Source organism: Desulfoscipio gibsoniae DSM 7213, from assembly GCF_000233715.2.
GTDB lineage: Bacteria > Bacillota > Desulfotomaculia > Desulfotomaculales > Desulfallaceae > Sporotomaculum > Sporotomaculum gibsoniae.
In genome coordinates this window covers 4,288,863-4,313,103 of sequence record NC_021184.1, presented here as the reverse complement: position 1 = coordinate 4,313,103, position 24,241 = coordinate 4,288,863, and the positions used below count along the sequence as shown (strand labels likewise).

General features: G+C 42.2%; 27 protein-coding genes. 17 read left to right on the top strand and 10 right to left on the bottom strand.

Features of this window, described 5'->3' with window-relative positions; genetic code table 11:
* Positions 1–4 precede the first annotated feature (4 nt).
* Both DESGI_RS25905 and DESGI_RS20085 read left to right on the top strand, forming a co-directional pair.
* Entirely contained in the window at positions 5–985 is a 981-nt protein-coding gene (locus tag DESGI_RS25905; RefSeq protein ID WP_245561125.1) for a restriction endonuclease, read from the top strand.
* 490 nt (positions 986–1,475) lie between these two features.
* On the top strand, positions 1,476–2,105 hold the full coding sequence (locus tag DESGI_RS20085) for a helicase C-terminal domain-containing protein (protein ID WP_006521473.1): 630 nt from the start codon (positions 1,476–1,478) through the stop codon (positions 2,103–2,105).
* Positions 2,106–2,931: 826 nt separating this feature from the next.
* Here the strand turns inward: DESGI_RS20085 and DESGI_RS26250 are convergent.
* Both DESGI_RS26250 and selD read right to left on the bottom strand, forming a co-directional pair.
* Positions 2,932–3,057, bottom strand: coding sequence for a hypothetical protein (locus tag DESGI_RS26250; RefSeq protein ID WP_281168064.1), 126 nt, complete (start codon positions 3,055–3,057; stop codon positions 2,932–2,934).
* Between the two features lie 137 nt (positions 3,058–3,194).
* A complete protein-coding gene (gene selD / locus DESGI_RS20075; protein WP_015618015.1) occupies positions 3,195–4,244 on the bottom strand; it encodes a selenide, water dikinase SelD in 1,050 nt (349 codons plus the stop codon).
* Positions 4,245–4,545: 301 nt separating this feature from the next.
* Here selD and DESGI_RS20070 point away from each other — a divergent pair, with 301 nt between their 5' ends.
* A complete protein-coding gene (locus tag DESGI_RS20070; RefSeq protein WP_006521477.1) occupies positions 4,546–5,784 on the top strand; it encodes an IS110 family RNA-guided transposase in 1,239 nt (412 codons plus the stop codon).
* 254 nt (positions 5,785–6,038) lie between these two features.
* Here the strand turns inward: DESGI_RS20070 and tsoX are convergent, their stop codons facing one another.
* Positions 6,039–6,296, bottom strand: coding sequence for an HSGNPxU motif (seleno)protein TsoX (gene tsoX, locus DESGI_RS20065; RefSeq protein WP_337661184.1), 258 nt, complete (start codon positions 6,294–6,296; stop codon positions 6,039–6,041).
* 522 nt (positions 6,297–6,818) lie between these two features.
* Positions 6,819–7,130, bottom strand: a complete 312-nt coding sequence (locus tag DESGI_RS23400) for a J domain-containing protein (RefSeq protein ID WP_006521479.1) — start codon at positions 7,128–7,130, stop codon at positions 6,819–6,821.
* A gap of 201 nt (positions 7,131–7,331) precedes the next feature.
* Here DESGI_RS23400 and DESGI_RS20055 point away from each other — a divergent pair, with 201 nt between their 5' ends.
* The 5 genes from DESGI_RS20055 (at position 7,332) to DESGI_RS24915 (ending at position 11,223) form a co-directional block, all read left to right on the top strand.
* Positions 7,332–8,255, top strand: coding sequence for a LysR family transcriptional regulator (locus DESGI_RS20055; RefSeq protein WP_006521480.1), 924 nt, complete (start codon positions 7,332–7,334; stop codon positions 8,253–8,255).
* Positions 8,256–8,418: 163 nt separating this feature from the next.
* Complete coding sequence (locus DESGI_RS20050) at positions 8,419–9,579, top strand: DUF2087 domain-containing protein (protein WP_006521481.1); 1,161 nt, start codon at positions 8,419–8,421, stop codon at positions 9,577–9,579.
* A gap of 133 nt (positions 9,580–9,712) precedes the next feature.
* Entirely contained in the window at positions 9,713–9,871 is a 159-nt protein-coding gene (locus DESGI_RS26325; protein ID WP_337833188.1) for an MATE family efflux transporter, read from the top strand.
* A gap of 558 nt (positions 9,872–10,429) precedes the next feature.
* A complete protein-coding gene (locus tag DESGI_RS20045) occupies positions 10,430–10,903 on the top strand; it encodes a DoxX family membrane protein (protein WP_157872831.1) in 474 nt (157 codons plus the stop codon).
* A 119-nt stretch (positions 10,904–11,022) separates the two neighbouring features.
* Positions 11,023–11,223 carry a hypothetical protein gene (locus tag DESGI_RS24915; protein ID WP_157872830.1) on the top strand — a complete coding sequence of 67 codons (201 nt, stop codon included), beginning with the start codon at positions 11,023–11,025 and terminating at the stop codon, positions 11,221–11,223.
* Here DESGI_RS24915 and DESGI_RS20035 read toward each other — a convergent pair.
* Together DESGI_RS20035 and DESGI_RS20030 are read right to left on the bottom strand one after the other, a co-directional pair.
* Positions 11,212–12,276, bottom strand: a complete 1,065-nt coding sequence (locus DESGI_RS20035) for a sulfite exporter TauE/SafE family protein (RefSeq protein ID WP_006521484.1) — start codon at positions 12,274–12,276, stop codon at positions 11,212–11,214. The two genes, DESGI_RS24915 and DESGI_RS20035, sit on opposite strands and share 12 nt — an antisense overlap.
* A 4-nt stretch (positions 12,277–12,280) precedes the next feature.
* Positions 12,281–12,538 carry a hypothetical protein gene (locus DESGI_RS20030; RefSeq protein ID WP_006521485.1) on the bottom strand — a complete coding sequence of 86 codons (258 nt, stop codon included), beginning with the start codon at positions 12,536–12,538 and terminating at the stop codon, positions 12,281–12,283.
* A gap of 285 nt (positions 12,539–12,823) precedes the next feature.
* Between DESGI_RS20030 and DESGI_RS20025 the strand changes: the two genes are divergently transcribed.
* From DESGI_RS20025 to DESGI_RS19990, 8 genes are all read left to right on the top strand, one after another.
* Positions 12,824–13,726 carry a selenium metabolism-associated LysR family transcriptional regulator gene (locus tag DESGI_RS20025; RefSeq protein WP_006521486.1) on the top strand — a complete coding sequence of 301 codons (903 nt, stop codon included), beginning with the start codon at positions 12,824–12,826 and terminating at the stop codon, positions 13,724–13,726.
* A 428-nt stretch (positions 13,727–14,154) separates the two neighbouring features.
* On the top strand, positions 14,155–15,306 hold the full coding sequence (locus DESGI_RS20020; RefSeq protein ID WP_245561236.1) for a sulfotransferase family protein: 1,152 nt from the start codon (positions 14,155–14,157) through the stop codon (positions 15,304–15,306).
* A gap of 84 nt (positions 15,307–15,390) precedes the next feature.
* A complete protein-coding gene (locus tag DESGI_RS20015; protein WP_006521488.1) occupies positions 15,391–16,869 on the top strand; it encodes an SLC13 family permease in 1,479 nt (492 codons plus the stop codon).
* A gap of 177 nt (positions 16,870–17,046) precedes the next feature.
* Positions 17,047–18,801, top strand: coding sequence for an L-lactate permease (locus tag DESGI_RS20010; RefSeq protein ID WP_006521489.1), 1,755 nt, complete (start codon positions 17,047–17,049; stop codon positions 18,799–18,801).
* Positions 18,802–18,859: 58 nt separating this feature from the next.
* Entirely contained in the window at positions 18,860–19,057 is a 198-nt protein-coding gene (locus tag DESGI_RS20005) for a hypothetical protein (protein ID WP_006521490.1), read from the top strand.
* Positions 19,058–19,507: 450 nt separating this feature from the next.
* Positions 19,508–19,813, top strand: a complete 306-nt coding sequence (locus tag DESGI_RS20000) for a PadR family transcriptional regulator (protein WP_006521491.1) — start codon at positions 19,508–19,510, stop codon at positions 19,811–19,813.
* Position 19,814: 1 nt separating this feature from the next.
* A complete protein-coding gene (locus DESGI_RS19995) occupies positions 19,815–20,468 on the top strand; it encodes an ABC transporter ATP-binding protein (protein WP_006521492.1) in 654 nt (217 codons plus the stop codon).
* 1 nt (position 20,469) lies between these two features.
* Positions 20,470–21,270: an ABC transporter permease gene (locus DESGI_RS19990; protein ID WP_006521493.1), complete on the top strand. Its 801-nt coding sequence runs from the start codon at positions 20,470–20,472 to the stop codon at positions 21,268–21,270.
* Between the two features lie 2 nt (positions 21,271–21,272).
* On the opposite strand, the gene DESGI_RS19985 is transcribed toward DESGI_RS19990, so the two are convergent.
* From DESGI_RS19985 to DESGI_RS19975, 3 genes are all read right to left on the bottom strand, one after another.
* Positions 21,273–22,550, bottom strand: a complete 1,278-nt coding sequence (locus DESGI_RS19985; protein ID WP_006521494.1) for an ArsB/NhaD family transporter — start codon at positions 22,548–22,550, stop codon at positions 21,273–21,275.
* Positions 22,551–22,647: 97 nt separating this feature from the next.
* Positions 22,648–23,118 (bottom strand): hydrogenase maturation protease, encoded by a 471-nt coding sequence (locus tag DESGI_RS19980; RefSeq protein ID WP_006521495.1) that lies wholly within the window; start codon positions 23,116–23,118, stop codon positions 22,648–22,650.
* 151 nt (positions 23,119–23,269) lie between these two features.
* Positions 23,270–23,746, bottom strand: a complete 477-nt coding sequence (locus DESGI_RS19975) for a GNAT family N-acetyltransferase (protein ID WP_041285010.1) — start codon at positions 23,744–23,746, stop codon at positions 23,270–23,272.
* 150 nt (positions 23,747–23,896) lie between these two features.
* On the opposite strand from DESGI_RS19975, the gene DESGI_RS24910 reads away from it, so the two are divergent.
* The gene (locus DESGI_RS24910) at positions 23,897–24,064 is read left to right on the top strand and encodes a hypothetical protein (protein ID WP_157872829.1); all 168 of its coding nucleotides are present in this window, start codon (positions 23,897–23,899) and stop codon (positions 24,062–24,064) included.
* Positions 24,065–24,104: 40 nt separating this feature from the next.
* Here DESGI_RS24910 and DESGI_RS25470 read toward each other — a convergent pair whose 3' ends face one another.
* The gene (locus tag DESGI_RS25470; RefSeq protein ID WP_006521497.1) at positions 24,105–24,230 is read right to left on the bottom strand and encodes a hypothetical protein; all 126 of its coding nucleotides are present in this window, start codon (positions 24,228–24,230) and stop codon (positions 24,105–24,107) included.
* Positions 24,231–24,241 lie beyond the last annotated feature (11 nt).

Below are 24,241 nucleotides of genomic sequence, written 5' to 3'. Positions count from 1 at the left end.
TGTGGTGGCCAATGAAAGTTACAAAGATTTTGCCCGGGCGCTGCAGACCGAGATAGAGGAAGAATGTGGCGTTAAATTTGACGGCGGCCGCATAGGCAACAAGCGGGAACGCCGCAAAGCCCACCTGAAAAAAGGCTGGCGGCTGGATGAAAATTTTCTGACTCTGTGGGAGCGAATAAAACACAAAACCCGTTATTCCGTTGAATATGAAACAGCGGATCTGATTGTCCGAGCCGCCCGGGCAGTGCGCCACATGTCGGCTATCGAAAGCCCCAAAATAATTGCCCAAAAAATGGGCCTGGATATTACCAAACAAGGGGTAACCGAGCGCATGCTAGCGGTGCAGGAAAGTAATGTTACCTATAAAGCGTTGCAAATACCTGATTTAATAGGCTATATTCAGCGGGAAACCGAACTGACTCGCGGTACCATTGCCGATATGCTCATCAGGTCGGGCAGGCTGGGTGATGTAATGATAAATCCCCAGCGGTTCCTGGAACAGGCCACCCGGGCGATACGTAAAACATTAAACGATATTATGGTTGATGGTATTAAATATGAACGTATTGCCGGGGCTGAATACGAAATGTTTCTTTTTGCTGATCCCCGTCATGAAATTCAGGGATATATAAGCCGCATGCTGGAAGTGAAAAAATCCATCTATGACGCGATTGAATTTGATTCTGATGTGGAGTATGATTTTGCTCGGGAATTGGACAGCCGCAACGATATCAAGCTATTCATTAAACTGCCGCGCTGGTTTAAAGTGGACACCCCGCTGGGCACATATAATCCCGACTGGGCCATAGTTAAACAGGCGGAAGGAGAGGAAGAAAAGCTATATTTGGTGAGTGAAACCAAATCTACCACTGACCCGGCCAAGTTGCGTGAAAGCGAGTGGGATAAGATAAGATGCGGTAAAGCTCACTTTAAGGTGTTGCCGGATGTGCAGTTTAAGCATGTGAAGGGTGCTTTTGAAGTTTAACTTGCCCGGATAATTGATTTACGCTTTTCCACTGCATGTTTCCCGCCCTGGCTTGGAGCGGGACTATGAAAGGAAGCCATATATTACTAGGTCCAGCTATCGGGTACTTCTCTGAGTCGGGCCTGATAATTCATGGCTTTATTAGCCGTGCATGCCCTGACTCCGAGGGATCTTTGCATATCGGCCGAAGTGTTGGTAAAGCCGCTTTGGGTCTAAAATTACTGCTCTGGCTTTGCGGGCGCACTAACCTGTTCTGGGGTCCTTCAATTCAACCCATCAACCCCCGGTCCCCATTCAGGGGGCCGGGGGGCTTTCAATTCTCCCAAAGTATGGCGCTTAATTTTTAGTTCTTAAGCTGAAAATATTCATTCGACATATAGCCCTTTTTTTTGTTAAAGCTGACAGCGAGATAGTTCGTACTTTCGATGCCAACCCAGAATCTGTTAAAAACGCACTAACTTCTAGGTCGCTAGCTGGTGTTAGTGAGCGAATGATCTTAATCCCCGACTTGATGCCATTCAAGTTCGATTTAAAGAAAGCTATTGAAAAATTGGTTGAATGGACGGCGAAACTTAAGCTTGGGGCCGTGATCCTCGCTCCATCAAGCAAGGCGGCTGCACAATGGTCAGAAGTTGCAACCCTAGCAGAAGGGTCTCACAATGTCGAAAATCTTGTAGAGGAGTTGCAGACAGGAAAAACTTATGGCCCCGCTGTGTTTGCAAACCGATATGATGGGATAGATCTACCTGGTGATTCGTGCCGTCTACTAGTTATGAGCGGCCTTCCATCGGGAACTTCAAGTTATGAGCTTTTTCGAGCGAGTGCTCTGTATGGTGGCGTTTCTATTACACGGATGCTAGCACAACGTATCGAGCAGGGAATCGGTAGAGGGGCTCGAGGCGCGGGCGATCACTGTGTAGTTCTACTTGCAGGCGCAGACATTGCAGCTTGGATTGCCAAAAATGCCAATTTCCGTTTCTTGACTAACGCCACAAGAGCTCAACTTGAGATGGGCAGCGAGATCAGCAAGGAAGTAAAAAACCTAAAGGATTTAGTGCAAACGATAAAAAGAAGTTTCGATCGTGACAAAGAGTGGACAGAGTATCATGCCGATATTTAGTGCCTTTCGAGGCAAAGGATTAAGTTAATATTATTAATACAATTATAGCGGAGGCGTGAGGTTTTATTGGCTAAGTCGGTCAACTGACGCTCTAGGCTATGTTTCGTGTCCGGAGAATTCAGAAGATCTGAATAGTCTTCCGGATTCTCCTATAAAGGGTCTGTTCCTCGCTGCGTTAATAAGCTAAATCAATAAATAACGTGTCCAGGGACAGTCCCTCTTTGGGAAAATTTGTAAGGATGGTTTTTTCTTACAAATTTTCGGGACAGTCGTTTAGAAAATAAGTCGAAAATGATAAATTATCTACCACTATATCGCACATACTCTGGATTGCAGCCCAATGAATCAGGATGAATCAAGATGAATCATAAATAAACTAAATGTCTTTTTTAATTAATGGGATAATCTTGGGGCCAGCTATGTACTTCTTTCCCTTCAAAACTAGATAACTCTCATTAACAAGAGCGGCCAGCCGGCGAGTGGCCTCAGGGCGGGAGATTTGCATTAAGCCCCTTAGGTCGGCATTTGTAATAACCCCTTTTGCTTTTAGTACCGGAACCAACTTTTTCGCCATTAAATCAACAGGGTTGCCCGGCTCCTCTTATTGTTGTTCACTACCCGGAGCAGATATCGTCCATCGGTGATTTGGTGTACTTTCGGACTCCAGTCAATTTCAAATATTAAAATCAATTTACCGTCAACCCAACACTTTTCTATTCTTGGACTTAACGGAGGGTTAACTCTATTTTGAGGCGCACGTTCGGAGCGGGAAATAAACATTTGAAAATTTACCGCCCCGCTCCTTTTATTTTTAAGTATTGTGAAATCAGACGTTAAGTTCTTTCTCAATATCATCAAAAGTGGCATTTTTATCAAAAACTTTACTACTCACGGCAATAGCAGGTGCCTTAGGCAGGTTTTTAACCCCGGGCAGCTGCGAAGGGTATATCACTTCCACTTCCACCTGCTGCGGGTATTTTCCCCTGACTTCCCCGGCCAGGGCTATTAAGCCCTGTCAACCTTTGCCGGCGGGTGTATTGGAGTAAACAGTAATCTTAATCATATTGCAAATCCTCCTTTTAACTATTATTAGGCAATGACATTGATAAACCCGGGGTCGCTTACTATTTCTCCTATTTCCTCCGCCAGTACCACTTCCGGGTCTTTGCGCAAAGCGGCTAGCAGGCGGTCCACATTTTCCCGGGACACAACCATCAATAAACCGCCGGAGGTTTGCGGATCGCAAAGAATCAGCCTCATCTCACTTGACAGTGCCGGGTCCCACTGCACCATGTCACGAAGATAGCGGTAGTTGTTGTGGGTGCCCCCGGGCACCGCGCCGGCTCGGACCAACTTTTCCGTTTCCGGAAGCACGGGCACCGTGGATGCGTTAACCCGGGCCCCTACCCCGCTGGCGACGGCTATTTCCCGTAGGTGCCCCAGCAGTCCGTACCCCGTCACGTCGGTACAGGCATTGACCTCGACCTCCAACATAATCTCCGAAGCCCGCCGGTTCAGTGTCAGCATAATATCCGTAACTCTTACCACTTGGTCTTCATGCACCAGCTTATGGTCTATACCGGTGGTAATTACCCCAACACCCAGCGGCTTGGTAAGAATCAACCGGTCTCCCGGTTTGGCACCGTTTTTTCCCACCATCCGGCCCGGATCCACAAAACCGGTAACCGCCAGGCCGTACTTTGGGGCGCTGTCGGTAATGGAATGCCCGCCGACGATGGTGACGTCGGCTTCGGCGGCTTTATCCGCCCCGCCTCTAATGATGTCCTCCATAATGGACAGGGGCAGGCTCTGGTTGGGAAACCCGATGATATTCAGGGCGGTCACCGGCCTGCCGCCCATAGCGTATATGTCGCTGAGAGCGTTGGCCGCGGCAATCATCCCGAACTGGTAGGGGTTGTCGACCACCGGGGTGATATAGTCAATGGTTTGGATCATGGCCAATTCATCATTAAGCTTGTATACCGCAGCGTTATCATCCCGACCGGCCAGGACATTGGGGTCTCTCACCGGGGGTAGGCAGCGCAGAACTTGCGCCAGGTCCGCAGGACCTATCTTGCATGCTCACCCCGAACCCGGTGAGTAAGATGTAAGTTTGACGTTTAACGATTGATTCTTCATTATTATTCCCATTCCTTTCGCTTCGCTCAAGGCACAAAACGGCATGAAACCGTTGCTTTCGAGCTTTTTTTGTTTTAAAACTATATTGTTGAGATAACAGGCAACTACAAATCACGTGGAGGTGAGTGCGCTACTCTTTTGGGAGCAGACCGCATTATTATATGTGTAGACTGTCCTTTCAAGCACAAATAAGTGTGCCTTCAGAGCACGAAGACTTATCTTTGTATAAACAACTCGTTTATAGCTGGACAGTCAGTCAATGCCTGCTTCTCTCAATAATCTTTTGCGAAGGGAGACTTTGATGTTAAAAATTGTTTACCCAATCTGTTGTGGAATTGATGTCCATAAAAAGTTTCTTATTGCCTGTATTGCCTTTACCAACGACAAAGGGATTACCACTTACAAATCCCATCGTTTTTCTACCTTCACTAACGATTTGCGAAAGCTGTCAGAGTGGCTTACCTCTAATTCCTGCACAGACGTTTGCATGGAATCCACCGGCAAGTATTGGATACCTGTGTACAATATTTTGGAAGCCACCTGTAAAATCACCCTGGCCCACCCAAAGTACGTCAAGGCGATTCGCGGCAAAAAAACTGATAAAAAGGATGCCAAGTGGATTGCTGACCTGTTTAAGCACGACCTCGTTGCCGGAAGCTTTATGCCGCCCCTTCCAATTCGTCAATTGCGTGACTTAATGCGTTACCGTTTTAAGCTCACAAACTTTAAGTCCAGCGAGAAGAACCGGATTCAAAATTGTCTTACTGTATCAAATATCCAACTTGCCAATGTGGTGTCTGATACTTTCGGTAAGAGTTCAATGAGAATCATTGACTACTTGCTTGAAAATCCTGATGATAAGGATTTCGATTTTGTTCCTCTTCTTCACGCATCTATGCTGGGTAAGGTGGATAAGATCCGCCTTGCTTTAGACGGGATGATTACACTCGAGCAACAGCGGAAAATAAATATTATCCTTCAGCATTACAACGGATTGGAAAAATGCAAGTCCAATCTTGAATCCTTAATCCTTTCGCTGTCGGAGCCTTATGCCAAGGAACGTGACTTAGTGTCTACTGTACCAGGTATCAAAAATCCTTTTTCTGCTATCGCTATAATCTCAGAAATCGGGGTTGATATGTCTGTGTTCCCTACAGCCAAACACTTGTGTTCTTGGGCAGGGGTGACTCCTCAAAACAACGAGAGTGCGGGCAAAAAACATTCTGTACGCATTTCTCGTGCCGGTGTTTATATCAAACCACTTTTAGTACAGTGCGCCAACGCTGTTGTTAAAAGTGATAAACACCCTGAAATCAAGGGCCGCTATTTATCCATTAAAAAGCGGCGTGGCCATAAGCGTGCTATTATAGCTATTGCACGAATGTTGCTTACTGCTATTTATCACATCCTTAAGAATGGTGAACCTTACAACCCCGAGCTTTATAAGAAAACGCAACTCATACCCGCATCTCGTGAAATCACAGTAGAACTAGCTATTCTTATAGCTCGAAGGCACGGGTACTCTGTAGTTAAGGTTTAATGGAAATACATAGGTTGTTACTACTCGCTTTTTAAAGATCATCCTATGGATGGTCTGTTTGCTATACCCTTTTTAGTTTGTGCACCCCCGTAAGGGCGGTTTCAGACTTCACACCTCAGACCTTTAGAGCCTGTTTATCTTCGCATAGCCTGTAAGACCCCAACCTCTTAGGTCATGGATTAAGTTAATAAAAAACATGGGCCACATATTAATAGTGGCCTTAATATTTTATTCTATTTATTGTCTTGTGGTATCTAGTTTATGATGTTATTAAGGAAGTCGTACATGTTTTCTTTATCCAAAGCTATTTCCCTGGAAATTAATTGATCATTTACAAACACATTGGTAGATGATAACAGAGTATAACCCTTTGCCTCCTCTGAATCATTTTGATAAATGTTTAGTTCAATTTTGTCACCGAATTTTTCCTTCATTTTTTTGGCTATACCTATAGCCATTTGGCAGCTTTTTCAATTTGGATTCCCGCTGTGAAAAACAACCATTTTAACCATTAAACCAAACCTCCTTTGTTTATATTGGAACTTTGAGATAAATGAGTAACATTATTAAGCTATTCTAACCTTTTCCATACCTAATTTATTTTTCTTTTCCGCCTGATTAAATTTTAATGTAATAAAGACAAAAATAGTTGTCGCAAGTATTATACTTAAATAATTCAAAGCTAAGAGTATGCTTAGTTGTAGAGTTTTACGGGATTCAAACAATTAATCAAGTTAACCGTGTATGAGTTTCACCTCCGATAAGTAAAAATTTATTAAGGCATTTTCTGATTTTGTTAATTAAAATAGCATGATTGGTAAGCATAATACAAATGATTTATTTGCATAGGTAGTATGCGTTTAGGTAATATGTTTCGCGTTCAAGAATTACTTTATATTATAAGACAATGTTTGCTGTTTTTACCTCATATATCCAAAAAACTACCATTCATAAGAGCAGCGGAGCGATACCACCAGAGCGCCCCCTACAACTAAATATTTAAATTTTTTTCAGATTAATAAAATTGTCACCCTTTATATAAGGTCGCCGTACATTTTTTTCCACCATTCCCAGTACGATTTATCGTCCATAAAAGACCGGTTGTCTGGGTTCCAAACTTCATTTTTACCCATAATGTAACTGTGGTCGTTTTTATCCTGCGTCAATATTTCATAGGCCTCAGTGATTTGCTTAAATTTATCGGTTAAGCTCTGGTCCCCGCCATTGAGGTCGGGGTGAAACTTTTTTGCCAGCTTCCAGTAGGCGTGTTTTATTTCTTCGATACCTGCTTTGTCGGACACACACAGTATAAGTCTTGCTTTTCTTCTTAATTCCGCCCTTCTCATTGTTACATCACCACGCTAATTTTAGAAATTTCGCTCAGTCCATTAGTTGCCTACCATCCTAAAATAATTCTGCTGTTAGTTACAAAACCGGTTATTAAGATTACTGTTTACAGGTTAGCACAGTATATACTATAATTCAAATGCAACATATATATAAGTGGTATGCATTTAAATTATAGAAAACCGGAGGCCGGGTAGACAATGGGCGAATTAAATCTATACCACCTAAAAACCTTTTACACCGTGGCCAGGCATCTTAATTATTCCCGGGCCGGGGAAGAACTGGCCATCAGCCAGCCCGCCGTATCACGACAGGTGGCGGCGTTAGAAAAAAGCCTGGACATGGACTTGTTTGTGCAGCGGGGCCGTCAGGTGGAACTTACTGATGCCGGTAGGAGCTTGTTCGATTACGCCGACCGCATATTTCATTTGGTGGACCGGGCTGAAAGGACATTGGCAGAATATAAAGACCTGGAACGAGGCCAGGTCTTTATAGGTGCGGGTATTACCATAGGATGCTTGTTAATCCCACAAATAATGAAAAGCTTTCAGCAAATGCACCCCCACATTGAGGTATCGTTATTATTAGCCAACAGTTCCACTATAGAGCGCATGGTCACCTGCGGAGACCTGGACCTGGGATTTACAGCCGGAAGCATCATGAACCCTGCGCTGCATATAGAATCTATTTTTCGAGAAGAGTTGGTGCTGGTTATTTCTTCGCAGCACCCTCTGGTCCGACCGAATATTACGGCGGCCGAGCTAAAGGGTGAAATGTTACTCTGGAGAGAAAAGGGTTCCGCGGCCAGGGATTTAGTGGAACAATACCTGGAGGAAGAAGGGCTAACTTTTAAAAACCGGGCGGAGGTAAGCGATTCCGGGGCTATCAAGCAGCTTGTTATAGAGCAGATGGGCACTGCCTTCCTGCCGCACCATGCAGTGGAACAAGAACTTAAATCGGGAATCCTGTACCGGGTTGAATATGGCAATTCTACAATTGCGTTAAATTGCCATATCGTTTCGGTTAAAGATATGCATTTATATCCCGCCGTTCTTGCTTTTTTGAATTATGTGCGAAAGTGGGCAAGTAAACATAAAATTACATGCCGCAAAGGTGCTCCATAACCTGCGAGAAATTGAGCATCCGTTACCCAACCAGTTGAGTACGACTTCCGCCTGGAGTAGAGAAGGATAATTAATGAAGAATCTTTATATATAGTTGACAATAAGCAAACACATTATTAAAATGTTTATAGCTAGAACAATCATTTTAAGGATGTGTTTAATAGTGAATATTTCGGACCAATTCTGGAATGCTTCGACGGAAGAACTTAAAGACGGGTATGTAGAAAACGAGAATTATTTTATTTGCCTGCTCTGTGGTAGAAAAATAGAGAAAGGGATTATTTATTCCGAGGATGGGATTCTCTATGAAGCCGGAAGGTATATCCGTATTCATATTGAGAAGGACCATGCATCGGTGTTTGATTACCTGATCCAGCTGGATAAAAGGCTTACAGGTCTGACAGACCATCAGAAAAGCCTACTGCAGCTTTTTTACCAGGGTAAAAGCGATAAAGAAATTCAAAAGGAACTGAACATAGGCAGTGCTTCCACTATCCGAAATCACCGTTTTGTACTAAAGGAAAAAGAACGCCAGGCAAAAGTATATCTGGTGCTCATGGAACTCTTGAAGGGTAAGAATAACCGCTCTCCGGGCTATTTACCTCCACATCAAACAGCAATGATGCTAGATGATCGTTATAACCTTACGCAGGAGGAAAGGGAGAAAATACTTAAAAAATACTTCCCTGAAGGTACGGATGGCCCTCTGAAGACTTTAAAAATGAAAGAAAAGAATAGATTAGTTGTTTTAAGGGAAGTTGCCAAGAAATTCGAAGTCCAAAAGATTTATAACGAGAAGGAAGTTAACGAAATACTAAGCGCTGTCTATAATGATTTTGTTACTTTGAGAAGGTATTTGGTTGATTATGGGTTCATAGATAGAAAGCCGGATGGCAGTCGGTATTGGTTAAAAAGTGAATCTAACGGGATGGGGGTAGGAGACATGGATCGCAGAAAAGAATTGAAGCAGCAGTACAAGGAAATGAAAACTGAAGGCGGAGTTTACCAGATTAGAAATACCATAAATCAGAAGGTTTTTGTGGCCTCAACTCCAAATTTAAAAACCCTGAACGGAAAACGAGGTATGTTAAGAGGGGGAGTGCATAAAAGCAGACAGCTTCAAGAGGAATGGAATCAATTTGGTGAAGATGCCTTTGTATTTGAAGTGCTTGAGGTTTTGGAGGAAAAGAAAGAGGGCTACTTTGATAAAGCGGATGAGCTGAAAAAGCTTGAAAAGAAGTGGCTGGAGAAGCTGCAGCCATATGGAGAGCGTGGTTACCATAAACCTCTAAAAGGAGAAAAACCAGGTAATGGAAGCGGTTAATTCCAAACAGCAGCCCCCAGATTTTTGAGAGTCAGCCTGTATGGCGCTTCATGCTTGTTTTTCTCCTGCCGTTAATTCTTAGTAATGGGCTGCAGTCAGTGGGCCAGTTGTTTGGCAGCATTGTTGTCGGAAGGTGGCTGGGTGTAACGGAGTTAGCCGCAATTTCAGCCTTCTTTCCGCTATTTTTTTTGGCGTATCTTTCGTCATTGGCATAGGGGCAGGCAGTTCTATTCTTATTGGGCAGGCTTATGGTGCACGTAATGAGGAAAGGGTTAAAGCTATCGTTTGCTAAGCCTTTAAGTATATGATAATAATTATTAAGACCGATATCGCTTTGCGATAGAGGAGGTAGATTGAATTGCTAAGAGATATTTTTTTAAAGGTCATTTAAAACAGAGAATCGGTTAGAATAGAAATCTAAGATAATATACTATCCGTTACATCTTTTTGTAATGCCGATTTTAATGTAGTAAAATTAATTCATCTACCTAGTTTGAAAGAGGTATCTTGTTATTTCATCATTTAATGAATTCTTTGCAACAAATACAAGTATTGTTATCTTTGTCTATGGGATGATTTTTTTCTTAATGGGTTTTGGCATTCTGCTTAAAAACCGACAGCACAGCCGATTTGGCTTGGCAAGGAGTCTTCATTGGTTAGCCCTGTTCGGCATCATTCTTATCCAACAACACAACCTTTTACAGTGGGACCTTGGATTGCATTTACACGAATTTTTCTCGGCTTATTCTGGTTGTATGAAGTTACGATAGGACACAACTGGAAAATAGGGAGCTTTACCTTCGGGCCTCACCCGGGTTGGTTTGGTCCCAATGCCGGCAGTAGTTATTTAATGGAGCAGGGGAATGCCGGAATTAATGCCGGCACCTGGGAATTTTTTAGCTGGATCCTACAAAATGTCATGTATCCCCACGCCGCCCTTTGGGGTTACTTTGCAGTAGCTATACAGGTCATCTTGGCTTTAGCATTCATTTTTGGCTTATTTGCAAGACCTATGGCTTTAGTCGGACTAAGTCTGGATCTATTCATTATGATGCTGGGTAACTCCCGAATCCCACCCTTTTTCTCACTGGGACACCTCTTTATACTGGGAACCAATGCGGGAATGTACTATGGAATTGATGCCTGGTTAATGAAAAGGTATAGCTCGGTCAAAACTACCCAGACCAAACTCCTCACAGCGGTGCTTACATTAAATTTTGTCACTCCCGGTATCCGTCACATTATAGCTTCAGCCTGCGCTGTTCTGGCGGTCTATTTCTTACTTGAATTAGCAGTCATTGAAACCGGTAAAATTAAAATGTAAGTATGGACTTAGCTGTCCTGTTAGGATTTACTGCCTACGGGCTTTTTGTCTACACTAAAAAGGTTGACCAGGTGGCCTTAACCATATCCCTGATACGTATCTGGCTGGGGTATAGATTAATGCACGAAATTTTTGTTAGAAACGTACCGGCTTTAAACGGTCTTCCTGGTTGGGGAACCGGTAAGCAGTTAAACGAAGTATTTCTGGCTATTTCAAAGGCACACTGGGGAATTTTTGGTGGACTGGTAGATACGATTTTCATTCCGGCAGCAGGTTTTTGGGCTATTATCTTTGCAGTTGAGTTAAATTTATCTAAATAACTTGAAGGCAGGTTTTTTCCCGTATAAATTATTTATCACCAGATAGGTTATCATTAAAACACTAATTATCCCACTGCCAAAAAGAATAATGGTACTTATAAAATGAAGAATTTCCGTTGTCTTTTCACTTAAAAATATATATTCAATTTTAACTAAATTACCGGGTAAGCTAACTGCCCTGCTAAGTGTAACCATCCCAACAGTTATCGCCATAATAATGCGAATTTGCAGGCCAGTCACGATTTTATTACCTATAGCCCCAATATATATACCAATTAACGATCCTAAATATAATAAAAGTACTATTCTAATATCAAGATAACCATTAATTGTATATAAATAGGCTCCATAGGCCCCTGAAAAGATGGCTAAAAAAAGCTCAGTTCCCGCGGCTACTTGTGGTGTCATTCTAAGAATGTAGATCATAGCCGTGACACCGATGAATCCCCCTACCCCTACAGTGCCAGCCAGGAAACCGGTTGTAAGACCAACAAGTAAAACTACCCAAAGCGACACATGCACTTTAGCTACAGGGAAATATATAACAGGAGGAACATTTAATTTTTCCAACCATTTTGTATTCATTACTTTGGCTGTTGAATTATCACTGGACCCTCTTCTTTTAATAATATCAATTATTATCAGAACAGTCACAAAACTTAAAATCAAAACAAATATAGTATTTATATATAAATCAGAGTAAGCTTCTCCAAGTTGTTTTAAGATACCACTATTAGCATGGAATGCTAATTTTACACCAGTTAATAAAGCAACAAACATAACTATGCCCAGCTTTTTATCAACGTTTCCCAGTTCATTATGTTTTTTTGCACCCTGAATAGCCTTGCCAAACTTGTGGGTAATATTTGCAGCAACAGCTAGTATTCCCGGGATGCCAAGATTCATCATCGCCGGGGTCATAATAAAAGCCCCGCCACTACCTAAGAATCCGCTTAATATGCCTCCCAAAAGCCCAATGCCGATTAATGCCAGAATATTTTCCGGAGTTAGCGTTATTAAGTAAGCAGTTTCCGTTATCGTTCCAATTTCCATATAATCATCCCTTTCTTTTTAAGCGGTTAAGATTAAGCTTTTTCTCCAAGGTATTTTTAAAAATTATCGACACAACATTACCGTAAAGTTCTGATGCAGCTAACACTATAAACATAGCTAGCAGCGGGGCGATAATTTTTTTACTTTGAATAATGGGTAAAATATTTTCATTATAGGAAAAAACAAGGTAATATAGTACTGTACTAGCTAGTAAATAAAACAATAACCAGAATACATATTTATTTCGTGTTTGAACTTTCATACCCAGTTCATCCCCAATTCAAAAAATTAAGTTATTATAATTATTAAATTAACATTTCTAAGTTATCTAATCAAATTACTATATGCTATAATATGCATGCCTAAAAGCTATGATCTATAAATCTGAATATTTGAATTGAAGTTAGATATAGTTTTTTCGCAATGTCTAATATTGTCGAAGGTATGTTATAATTATTTGGTATCAAAATATGAAAAAGAATTATGGCCTTAAAGTAGCTGGCTTTTTTTTGTTATTTTTATAGAGCTGGATGAGAAGAGGTGTGGCATGAATATAGAAAGATTTAAGGTATTCAGTAAAGTAGCTCAATTTAAAAGCTTCACTCGTGCGGCAGATGAATTGTTTATGACGCAGCCGGCTATTTCTAAAAATATTAAGCTAATTGAAGATTTTTACGGGGTGGTCCTTTTCCGTCGCATAGGAAAACATATTGAACTGACAGAGGCGGGTAATAAGCTGCTGCAGTTTGCCAATGAAATTCTGAAACTGGCTGACGAAGCTAAAGAAGCTTTAAATGAAGATAAACTACAGTCTGAAGAAAAAATTGTTATAAGTTCTGGATCAACGGTAGGAGTTTATATTTTACCAGAGGTATTAAAAAGTTTTTTAAAAAAATACCCCAAGGTACAATTTACAATTGAAATAAGCAACGCCCAAAAAATTCTGGACGAGTTTGTGGATGGTTCGATTGATGTGGGTATTATAGGGGCTTTGGTGCATAAGACAAGTTTAAAATACCTGCCCTTTATCTCAGAAGAATTGAAACTTATAGTAGCCAAGCACCATCCCTGGTGTCAGAAAAGCGAAATATCGGCATCCGATTTAAAAAGTCAGCCTTTTTTCTTGCGGGAAAAAGGTTCCGGGCTAAGGTACGTGGTTGAAGAGAGGCTGCGCAAAGCCGGTATTGAGTTAGATAACGTTACTGAAATGCCTAACAACGAAGCGATAGTAAAACTAGTTGAAGCAGGACTTGGAGTTTCTATTGTATCCGAATATGCTATTGCTGAAGACCTTGAATTAAACAGAGTTAAAACAGTTAAAATTAAGAACTTAGATCTGCACAGGTACTTTTATTTATTGTATAACGAAGAAAAAATGTCTTCTAAAACTTTTAATAATTTTATAGATTATTTAAGAACTAATTGCACAGGTAAAAAGCCACTTAAATAACAGCTAATACTAAATTGTTTTTGTGAAGCACGTACAAAATAATGTACGTGCTTTTTTTATTTCCTGCACATCTATAGTCCAAAGTCAAAGATAACCATAACTTATTTTTATCATTCCATATGGTAATACAGTTATTCCGGGAGGTAATTTGAATAAGCGTAATGGTTGTGTTACTTTTAGATTAAGTTCAAGTTATTATAAGTACAATGTTAAATTTGCTAAGATGTTCCTTTCTAGTTTATTTATTCTTAAATAATTATTTTAATTGCACAAAGATTTTGTTGGTCTACCGTGTTTGAGCAAGGAGTGATGTTTATAGTTATAGGTTATCTGCAACTTGGTTGGCAATGGTAAATTAAAAGTTAAAATTTTATGTAGCTAGAGAATTATTTCAAATTATTAAATGGAGGTAAACAAAAGTGGCTATTATGTTAAAGGAAAAACCAATCTTTGTTATTGGAAATGAGAGGTCCGGAACCACATTAGTAATGGTTATGTTAGGCCAGCATTCCCGAATTGCTGTACCTGAGGTAGGCTGGTTGTTCCCCCGTTTTTACCCCTATTTGTATACCTATGGTGATTTAAATAAAGAAGAAAATCTTAGAACTCTTGCAGACGAGATGCTTTTTGGTCTAAATCGTCATCTTTGGGGAATGGATTTAAATCCCAGAACAGCGGTTAATGAACTTTTAGCTGAAGTTAAAGAAAAAAGTTTTGCCGGCGTATACTGTGCGATGCATGAGATGTTTGCCCGTAAAAACGGCAATAAGCCTCGTTGGGGCCAGAAGACGCCACACAACCTCTATTTTGTCGGCCCTATCAAAGAATGTTTCCCCGATGCTCAATTTATCTATATTGTCAGAGACGGCCGTGATGCCAGCGTAGATTATTTGGAATCCTCCTTCGGGCCGGCGAATATTTTCTGTGCCGCGGAAAACTGGAAGATGACCTGGAACGCAGTTAAACCCTGGCGCGAGAAACTTAGCGCTGAAGAGTGGATGGATATTACCTATGAGGACCTGGTCCGCAAGCCTGAAGAAGTACTCAGGAAGATTTGTGATTTTATAGGCGAAGAATACGAATCCACCATGCTGGACTTTTGGAAGGGCGACATTGGCCAAAAACGCGGCACCACCCGCGATCACAAACCGCTTGGTCATGCGGTCAGCGACAAATATATTGGTATTTATAAAGAGCTGCTCAGCATTCGGGATCAGCGAATCTTTGCAGCCGTAGCAGGTAAGGAATTGGCAGAAGCCGGTTATCAGAATGATGTGGAGCCCCTGACGATTACTCCGGAGGACGAAGCCCGCTGGAGGGAGTTTGACGGCCGGATTAGGGCGGCACTGCTGGACGCCCCCGAAGGGCACATCCTCTTTGAAAGCTACCGCGATTGGCTGGTAGACCAGCGCGAGGCAAGAAGAAGGCAAGGTATCTGGAGTGAAGCAGATATTCCCAAGGATATGTTCCCCATCGGACATTCTCACGAAGAACTTATCGTAGGATTCCGGGCCTGGAAGAAATGGAAAGAGCATTTCAGCATTAAAAGACAATATACAGCCAAAGGGATTGTTTTCTAAAAAAATGCGGGGGTAGCCCCCGCATTACCTACCAATTAAACTTAGAGTGTTGCTGGGAAATCGTTAATGACAAGGGGGAAGAAAATGGATGCTTCTAAACTACCCAAAATAATGGTTGGACCGCTGCTGATGTTAATTGCTTTAGCTGTCCCCTTTTTCGGTGAAACGCTGACACCGAGATTGGGTTTTGGTATACTTTTTTGGATGGTCTACTGGTGGGTAACTGCAGTTGTAGATATGAAAATTACCTGCCTGGTGCCAATAATTGTGGTAGCTTTTTACCCCTTTATACCACGTGAAGATGTTCTAAAACTATATATGCATAAAGACCTGTTCCTTATCGTAGGCGCATCTTTAATTACCTGTGCCTGGGTAAGGTGGGATCTGGCCAAGAGAGTATCGCTCAACTTTTTAAGTTATTTTAGTAACAATACCCGGGTACAGGCTGTGGGCTGGTTCTGGCTATGCGGCATAGCCAGTTTCGTAATGGGAAATACGCCGGTGGGTGCAATATTTGCGCCTATTGCCGTAGCTGCACTTTTTTATGCGGGTTACAAAACCTTCCAACAAAGATATGATAGCAAAGCTGCTTCTAATGTTCTTGTAGCGGTCGCTTGGGGCGCTTCTATTGGCGGAATGGTAACCCCGCTGGGCGGCGGTCAGGCATTGGTCACCTGGAGCTTCCTAAATGAATATGTAGGCAGAGAAGTATTTTTCCTGGATTGGACTGCGAGAATGCTCCCCGTTTCCCTACTGGTTATGACAGTAGTATCATTGGTTTTTTATTATGTAATGAAACCAGACCCCGAAGAAGAAAGATTTAAAGGGACCCGTGATTTCTATAAGCAAGAACTTAAAAAAATGGGTCCTATGAGCTTTGAGGAAAAGTTTACCGGCTATGGTTTTTTACTAATCATTATCCTGGCCATTGCTCGTCCGCTATACGTCGATGTTCTATCGGGTCCCTGGTTTGAATGGCTGCATCCGGCGCATATGTTCTTTATCTTTGCAATGTTGCTGTTCATAGTTCCATCTAAAAAAGAGGGAGAGACGCTGCTTACTATTCCAACCGTAGTACAAAACTTCCCGGCTGCCATATTATTTATCTGGCCAGGAGCAATAGCTTTAGGAAGGGTGATATCTAAAACCGGTGCCGACGCAGTTTTCGCAGGATGGCTTCAACCAATTATCGATGCAGGTACTATACCAGCGATAATTGGTATTAGCGTGGGCTCTACATTCTTGTCCCAGTTCGTGTCCGATACGGCAGCGGCAGGTATCCTTATCCCCATTGCAATGGAAGCGTTTAATAATTGGGCCGGTTTACAAAAGGGTTCCGTTGCTTTTATCTGGATTGCCGGTGCTTCATTGAGCTGGAGCTTTGCGGTGGTATCCGCCACAGGCGCCCAGGCTATGGTAGCGGGGTTCGGCTCCAATATTAAAAGAATGTTTTATTATGGACTTCTGGTAGCATTTATATGTTCGATAGTCACAATTATATACTTTGTTATCACGGTGGGCGTGTTGAAGTTGCCATTTTACACAATGCCTCCTGGTTTATAAACACTTATAGCGGATATAAACTTTATTTATTACAAAACTGTTTAAAAAATCAATTAACTAATTACAACTCTTCTCTTACCATTCATCATAGTTCTTTATAATTTAGAAAGGTTTGTTTTCTGCCCGAAAGTCTACTACAGCTATCGGGCAATATTTTTTAAACTGGAGGTGACGTGCATGAAGCAACAAAGAAAGGAACAGCAAATACACCCCGAACCAAGAAACTGGGTGCGGCCAGCAGTGGCAGCCTGCTTTTTTCTGGTTTTTTTAATAACAGCATGGCTGCCTGGCGGTTTATTCTCCACCGAGACTATTAAATGGGTGCAAAACTATACCCCGATAGGAGATAATCTGTATCTATCAGCCTTACTGGCGGGTACCCCTATTCTTTCAATGTTCCTCTTGCTAGGCGGTTTGAAAAAGCCGGCTCACGTTTCAGCAATAATTTCCCTGCTGGCAACATTACTAGTGGCTATTGGGGTATGGAAAATGCCGGTTGGGCTTGCTTTTAATAGTACCTTAATGGGGATGCTGATGGCGGTATTTCCCATTTTATGGACACTGTCCAGTGCGGTATGGATATTTAATATGACTGTAGAAAGCGGTTATTTTGAAATTGTTAAAAGTTCGCTGGGCTATGTTAGTAAAGATCGTCGGATACAAACATTGCTGGTGGGCTTTGGTTTTACTACGCTATTGGAGGGTATAGCGGCTTTTGGTGCGCCCATAGCCATTGTAACGGCTATGCTGCTTGGATTTGGATTCCCCCCTCTAACTGCCGCCACGGTGGCACTCCTATCCGATACCACGCCAAGCGTGTGGGGTACTCAGGGTATGCCTGTAGTAGTCTTGAACTCAGTGACTGGTTTGGACATCAATGAACTTTCGGCCATGTCCGGGATGCAGGCGCCCATACTTACAGCCTTCTTCCCTATTGCCCTGGTAATATTAATTGCGGGTTGGAAAGGTTTTAAAGAAATCTGGCCGTTAACCTTTGCCGTTGGATTCAGTTATGCTGTTGTCGGTATGCTGGCATCCAAATCAGGTCCCTATATTGTAGGTATTTCAGCTTCCCTGGCATCTATTTTAACTATACTTATCTTTTTACGGTTTTGGCGCCCTAAGAACACCTGGCTATTTCCAGGTGAAAAGAATACCGATATCCAAGACAAGGCGGAAGAAAAATTACCTACAGGGCAGATTATCCGGGCCTGGTCACCGTACTTACTGTTAATTGCCGTTATCGGGTTAGTAACCGGTACTCCGATGAAAAAATGGCTGACCCAGATTAGTACCGTTAATTTTGAATGGGCGGGGCTTCATAATGCGGTTTGGAAGTTAGCGCCCGTTGTTCCGCAGCCGGAGCCATACGCGGCTGTTTACAGCCAACCCCTACTGGTAGTTGGTGGTTCTCTGGTATTCTTTGCGGGAATTATTTCAGTTTTTGTCCTGGGTATAAAACCGTCCAAAGCAGCGCAAATTTACGTTTCCACACTAAAAAATTTACTGCTGCCGGGCGTTACCATTATCTGTATTTTAGGCATTGCTTATCTTATGAATTATGCCGCTATGACCTACACCATTGGTCTTGCTTTTGCTGCTACCGGTTTTCTCTTTCCAGTGGCCGTTGCCTTGATGGGTATGCTGGGATGTACGCTGGCAGGTAGTGTTGCAGCTTCCAACGCTTTGTTTGGCAACCTTTCGGTGGTTAGTGGAGCGCAGTTGGGCATCGACCCGGTCTTTTCGGCCGGAACGCTGGCTTCTGGTGGCACAATGGGTAAAGCTATAGCTTTTCAGGACCTGGTTATTGCTAGTGCAACATTAAATAAGCCGGGAATTGAAGGAGAATTACTACGCCGGGTCTTTGGTATCAGCATTATTTTCGCTTTGTTGCTTGGCGCTTTAGCCATGATACAACTTCATATTTTTTAGCAACATCAAAGTATACTCAAACCGTTCTGCAGGCCCCTGCTGAGCCGGTCTTTCTAAAATGGCCGGTGCGGCCAGTGAAAAGTTTGGTTCTGATGTTGTAAAGGTAGAAGTTATTTACAAAGGATTCATGGGTCTGGGTAATAAAGGAGATGACGGCATTAATCCCCAATTTATTTGTGATGATGTGGAATTAGGTAAAAACGCAAATCAGGAAGAGCTGGAAATAGTTGTGGCTCAAAAGCTGGGGAAAAAGTAAATAGAGCGAAAAGAAGTCACTACTAAGCAAGTGGCTTCTTTTTTCTTTATTCCCGGCTGTTTAGTACCAAGGACTGCAACCATTCCACTAGGTACCCCTAACGGACTAAAACTAACTAATCCTCAGGCAGGGCTAGCCTTTGATCTAGAAGGGGCTGCTGATGATTGGCGCTGAAGGTTAATGGTGGAAGGAAAGATAAGAAAATACTAGGCCTTTTAAGGCCATTATTAATTTGGGGTACGATACGAACCTTCGTCCAACTTTGCATTAGGGGGGTTGCCGCATTGGTTTTTGGGAAGTCCATTTTGCATTTTGAATTACTTACGCAGTAATAACATAACACTTTGGTCAACGTAGATTTCTTTTATTTATTTTATCTTGCAAAATCTATTAGTATATGATAATAATAATTAAAACCGATATCGCCTCGCGATAAAGAGGTGGTTTGAATTGTTAAGAGATATTTTTTTGGGTTTTATTCGGGTGCATATTCTTTATCATGCTTCGCTAAGTCCGGTTTATGGGTTGGAATTAATTGAAGAGCTTGAAAGCCACGGTTACCACGTAAGCCCCGGGACCATGTATCCCATCCTGCAAAAACTAGAACAAAGCGGTCTCCTGGTATCCGAGAAGGTGAATGTGGAAGGAAAAATAAGAAAATACTATAGCATTACCGAAGAAGGCAACAATGTTTTACTTGAATCCAAAAAAAGGATTCGGGAACTTGCCCTGGAAGTGCTTGGGGAGGATCTTTAATTTGCTGTTTGAGTTTAGAGATATTACCTACACCCTTGGAAATGATTCAGGACGTAATATTGTTGTTTCAGGAGCAGTCAAAAGCGGGGAGGTTTTAATAGTCAGAGGCCCTTCGGGAGCCGGAAAATCAACTTTGTTAAGAATTCTATCCCGCCTCCAACCTGGTTCCGGGGGTGAAGCTTTCCTGCGGGGGAAAAACTGGCTGCAAATACCAAGTACTAGCTGGCGAATAAATGTCCATTACCTGGCTCAAAAACCGGCTCTTTTTGATGGCACAGTAGCGGGCAACTTATTCAAACCCTTCGAAACCAGGGTAGGAGGCCAAAGAAAACTGGACAAAAACAGGGCCAAAGAGTTAATGGAACAGTTGCATTTATCACCGGAGTTATGGAATCAGGATGCCCGAACAGTGTCCGGTGGTGAAGCATCCAGGCTTGCCTTTATCCGTGCCTTACTTGTTGACCCAACAGTTTTACTCTTGGATGAGCCCACTGCAGCCCTTGATGAGCTGGCACGGCAGGCTCTGTACCGGGTTCTTTCCGGGTGGTTAAAGGTAGCGGACCATGCCGCATTGCTAATATCCCATAATAATGACTACCAGCAGATGGAACATTTTAAGTATCTAGACATCAAACCTTTGGAAAGAGGTCGTTAATTTGGAAAGTTCCGTTATCCCGATTACAAATCTTCAGCTCACATTTACCTTTATCTTAATTTTAATTACCGGAGGCATTTCCTCATTTTTAAAATTGGGACTTTTAAGACCATTAGTTTGGGGTACTATACGAACCTTCGTGCAACTAACATTGATAGGCTATGCATTAACCTATATTTTCCAGGTTAATAACCTGTGGTTAATAATTTTAATCATTACAATTATGTGTTATATTGCCTCCCGTGCCGCGGTAAAAAGGACGCCCAACGTGACCGGCTATCCTACCGCACTGGCCTTTTTATCCCTTGTCGCCAGTACCTACTTGGTTGGAACTATTGTTACCACCCTCATCATTTCTCCCGACCCCTGGTACTCGGCCCGGATTGCCATACCCATTTTTGGCATGATCCTTGGTAATTCCATGAACGGCATAGCCCTGTCCCTGGACCGCCTCTACCTGGAGGCTAGGTCCCGCGCTTTCGAAATTGAGGCCATGCTCACCTTCGGCGCAACTCCTTGGGAAGCTATTCAAACCAGTGTTCGTGAATCCATCAGGGCTGGCATGACCCCTACTATCAACTCATTAATGGTTGTTGGGCTTGTTAGTCTACCTGGGATGATGACGGGACAAATCTTAGGGGGTGCCGACCCAAGGGAAGCAGTGCGTTATCAAATAGTCGTAGTGCTGATGATCGCTGCTGCTGTGGCCATCGGCTGTCTGATATTGGTGGGACTGTCTTATAAAAAACTTTTTAACAATGATGGTGGTTTGCAGTCCTTTGTCTTGAACAGTCGGGAATAACATCAACGCATTATATTTATGTAATACCAGCCAAACAGATATCCTGTTGAGATTAATATGGTTGTAATCATTAACGGGAAGGCAACTTTCATAAAATCTATAAAGCTTATATGAATCCCCCTTTTTTCCGCCATGCCGATAACCACAACATTAGCCGACGCGCCTATGGCCGTTCCATTACCGCCAAGACACGAGCCTAGAGACAGGGACCACCAAAGAAAATTTAAATCGTAAATTTCACCAAGTCGACCCATATCCTGAATTAGAGGGATCATGGCCCCAACAAAGGGTATGTTGTCGACAAAGGCGGATAAAATGGCGGATAGCCACAGGATTATTAGTGCTGTGGGTAAAATATGGCCGCCTGTTATATCCAGACCGACTCCGGCCAACTTTTCGAATAAGCCAATCTGTTCCATAGCACCTATCATAATAAATAGACTTATAAAAAATACAATCACAGACCATTCTACATATTTCAAAGACCTTAACACGCTGCTTTTGGATATGAAAAGCAATACACAAGCGCTAACCATAGCAATAAGAGCCGGTTCCAGCCTTATTTGCTGGTGCAGAACAAAGCCCAGGACGGTTACAAAAATTACTGCCAGGCATTTGCGGAGCAATGCCCTGTCGTTAAGCTCGTCCGCTGCGTTTAAACTCATCAGCCGCATTTGAAGACTCGGGAAAGTTGTTATTTGGTACCTGTATAAAAACTTAATAACCGATATGATAATAATATAAATAAGCAGTACGGCGGGCAATAAATTGGCAACAAAGTCCATAAAACCAAGGCCTGTGAAGCCGCTGATCATGATATTGGGCGGGTCACCGACAAGCGTGGCGGTACCGCCGATATTGGACGCAATAATAATCGCTATTAAAAAAGGGACTGGGTTTATTCTTAGCTGTTGGGTGATGGCAAAGGTAACGGGGATAATCAGCATCACCGTGGTTACATTATCTAAAAATGCTGAAAAAAAAGCCGTTATCAGACACAACGAGGACAGAATTCTAATCGGTTCGCCCTTAACGCCCTGAGCTGCCTTAATGGCAAGAAATTCAAATAACCCAGTCCTTCTGGTAATGCCCATTATTATCATCATGCCGGTCAGCAATCCAACGGTATCAAAGTCAATGGAGTTAAACGCTTGGGTCGGATTTATAACCCTCAAAGCAAGCATTAACACAGCACCGGCGAAAGCGGCAGCAGTCCGGTGAACCAGTCCAAAAATGATTAAAACATATGTACATATAAAAATCGTTATAGCCAGGGACATTCTGAACTTCCTCTCACAGACATTGCATAAATAGCAATTAACTAATACAAATCTATGCCTGGTAAATATATGATATTCCGAAGAAGGAAAATGGTACCTACTCTAGTATCATTTGTACCTCGCGGGAGACCTTTTCTATTAATAAAGGCAGCGATTTATTTACTGGTTCTGAAAGTTTGCTGCCCAGCAGCACAAACGCCGGTTCAATTCCATAAATAATTACCTTGGCCGGAAGGCGCGATATTACCCTGGCCATTGCAATTATCGCGGGCAATGATATACCGTGGGCATCCAATGACGCACTGGGCCAGTCAATATCATCAAAATTAAACCGGTAGATCTTTCCGGGGGGGTAACCAAAGCTGATTGCATCTATAACAATAATATTTTGAGCGTGGCTTATTTCCTCCAGGTAATTGATTATAGAAGTTCCCACCTCTAATATGGCTGCCCCTGGCAACCATTTTTGCTTTTTAAGTTCATTAACCGCGTAAACACCCAGGCCATCATCTGACATAATTAAATTACCTAAACCCAGCACCAGGACCTGATATTGCAAATTTTTCATAATATAGCTTATGCGACAAGCAAAAAAATACACCTGTTAAAACACAGGCAACATCAGTTGTTGATACCATGCGGGGTTGTCTCCTGCACAGCGCTATCATTCAGGATGATCAGGTAGTCAAATATAATATAATAACCCCTACCTATGGTTATTATAGGAACAGTTCCATTTCATTATTCTTCATTGTATAGGTAAAGCCCATTTTTTTGTATAGATGTTTCCCATCTTCAGATGCGTGCACCCAAATCCGTTTAACGCCGCTTTTTTTACTTATCTCAATACAATTTCCGAGCAATCGTTTCGCTAAACCATTTCCACGATACTTAGGGACGGTATACATACTAAGAATGTAGCCCTCAATCCCTTGAGAATTTTCTGAATATGGTGGTCCCTTAAATAAAGATATTCCACAGATACTTACAGTTTCGCTATTGGTTTCCGCAATATAGGATATAAATTCATTGTTTGAAAGTGCTTTTTGCAAATACTCTTTTGTTGAAGTTTCAATAAGATGTTCCTCTTGAAGAGGTTTTAATTTATCTAGTTCTTCAAAAAGTGCTAAATGCAATAATACCATTTTCTCAATAACTTCAATGGAACCCTTAACAATATTAAACTTATTACTCATATTAATTAAAAACACGCCTTCCTTTTGAGTATTTGTCCAAAAAGCCCCAAATTAGCCCGGAATCATCATCATCTGATTTTGAGTACTTTCTCATAATTAATTAACACCTCTCATTAAATATAAATTAGACTTGCTTTGGGGGCAACAGATTTGTTTCATAAATACAGGAACTCTTTACCTGCCAATAGTAAAGCTAAGTTGGACGCCATGTACCGCGAGAATCTAGCCCGATCTATCTGCACGGGTATAGTTAATTACTTTAATGACGCACAGGAAGGCGATCCATGTGCTGGCCGGCTATTCCCGCACCTGACATAAACTCTAACCTCCAGGTTAGCGAAGCTAATAAAGAGGCTGCCTAATGAATTTTTTCATCGTGTTTGAGTTCTGGAGGCCCGTACATGCCAATGGACAATGTTTTTTCCAGCTCACTTTTATTCATCCAGGTGCCAATGGCTTCCCCTTGAATATCTTGCTCGTTCATGATCACTAAAC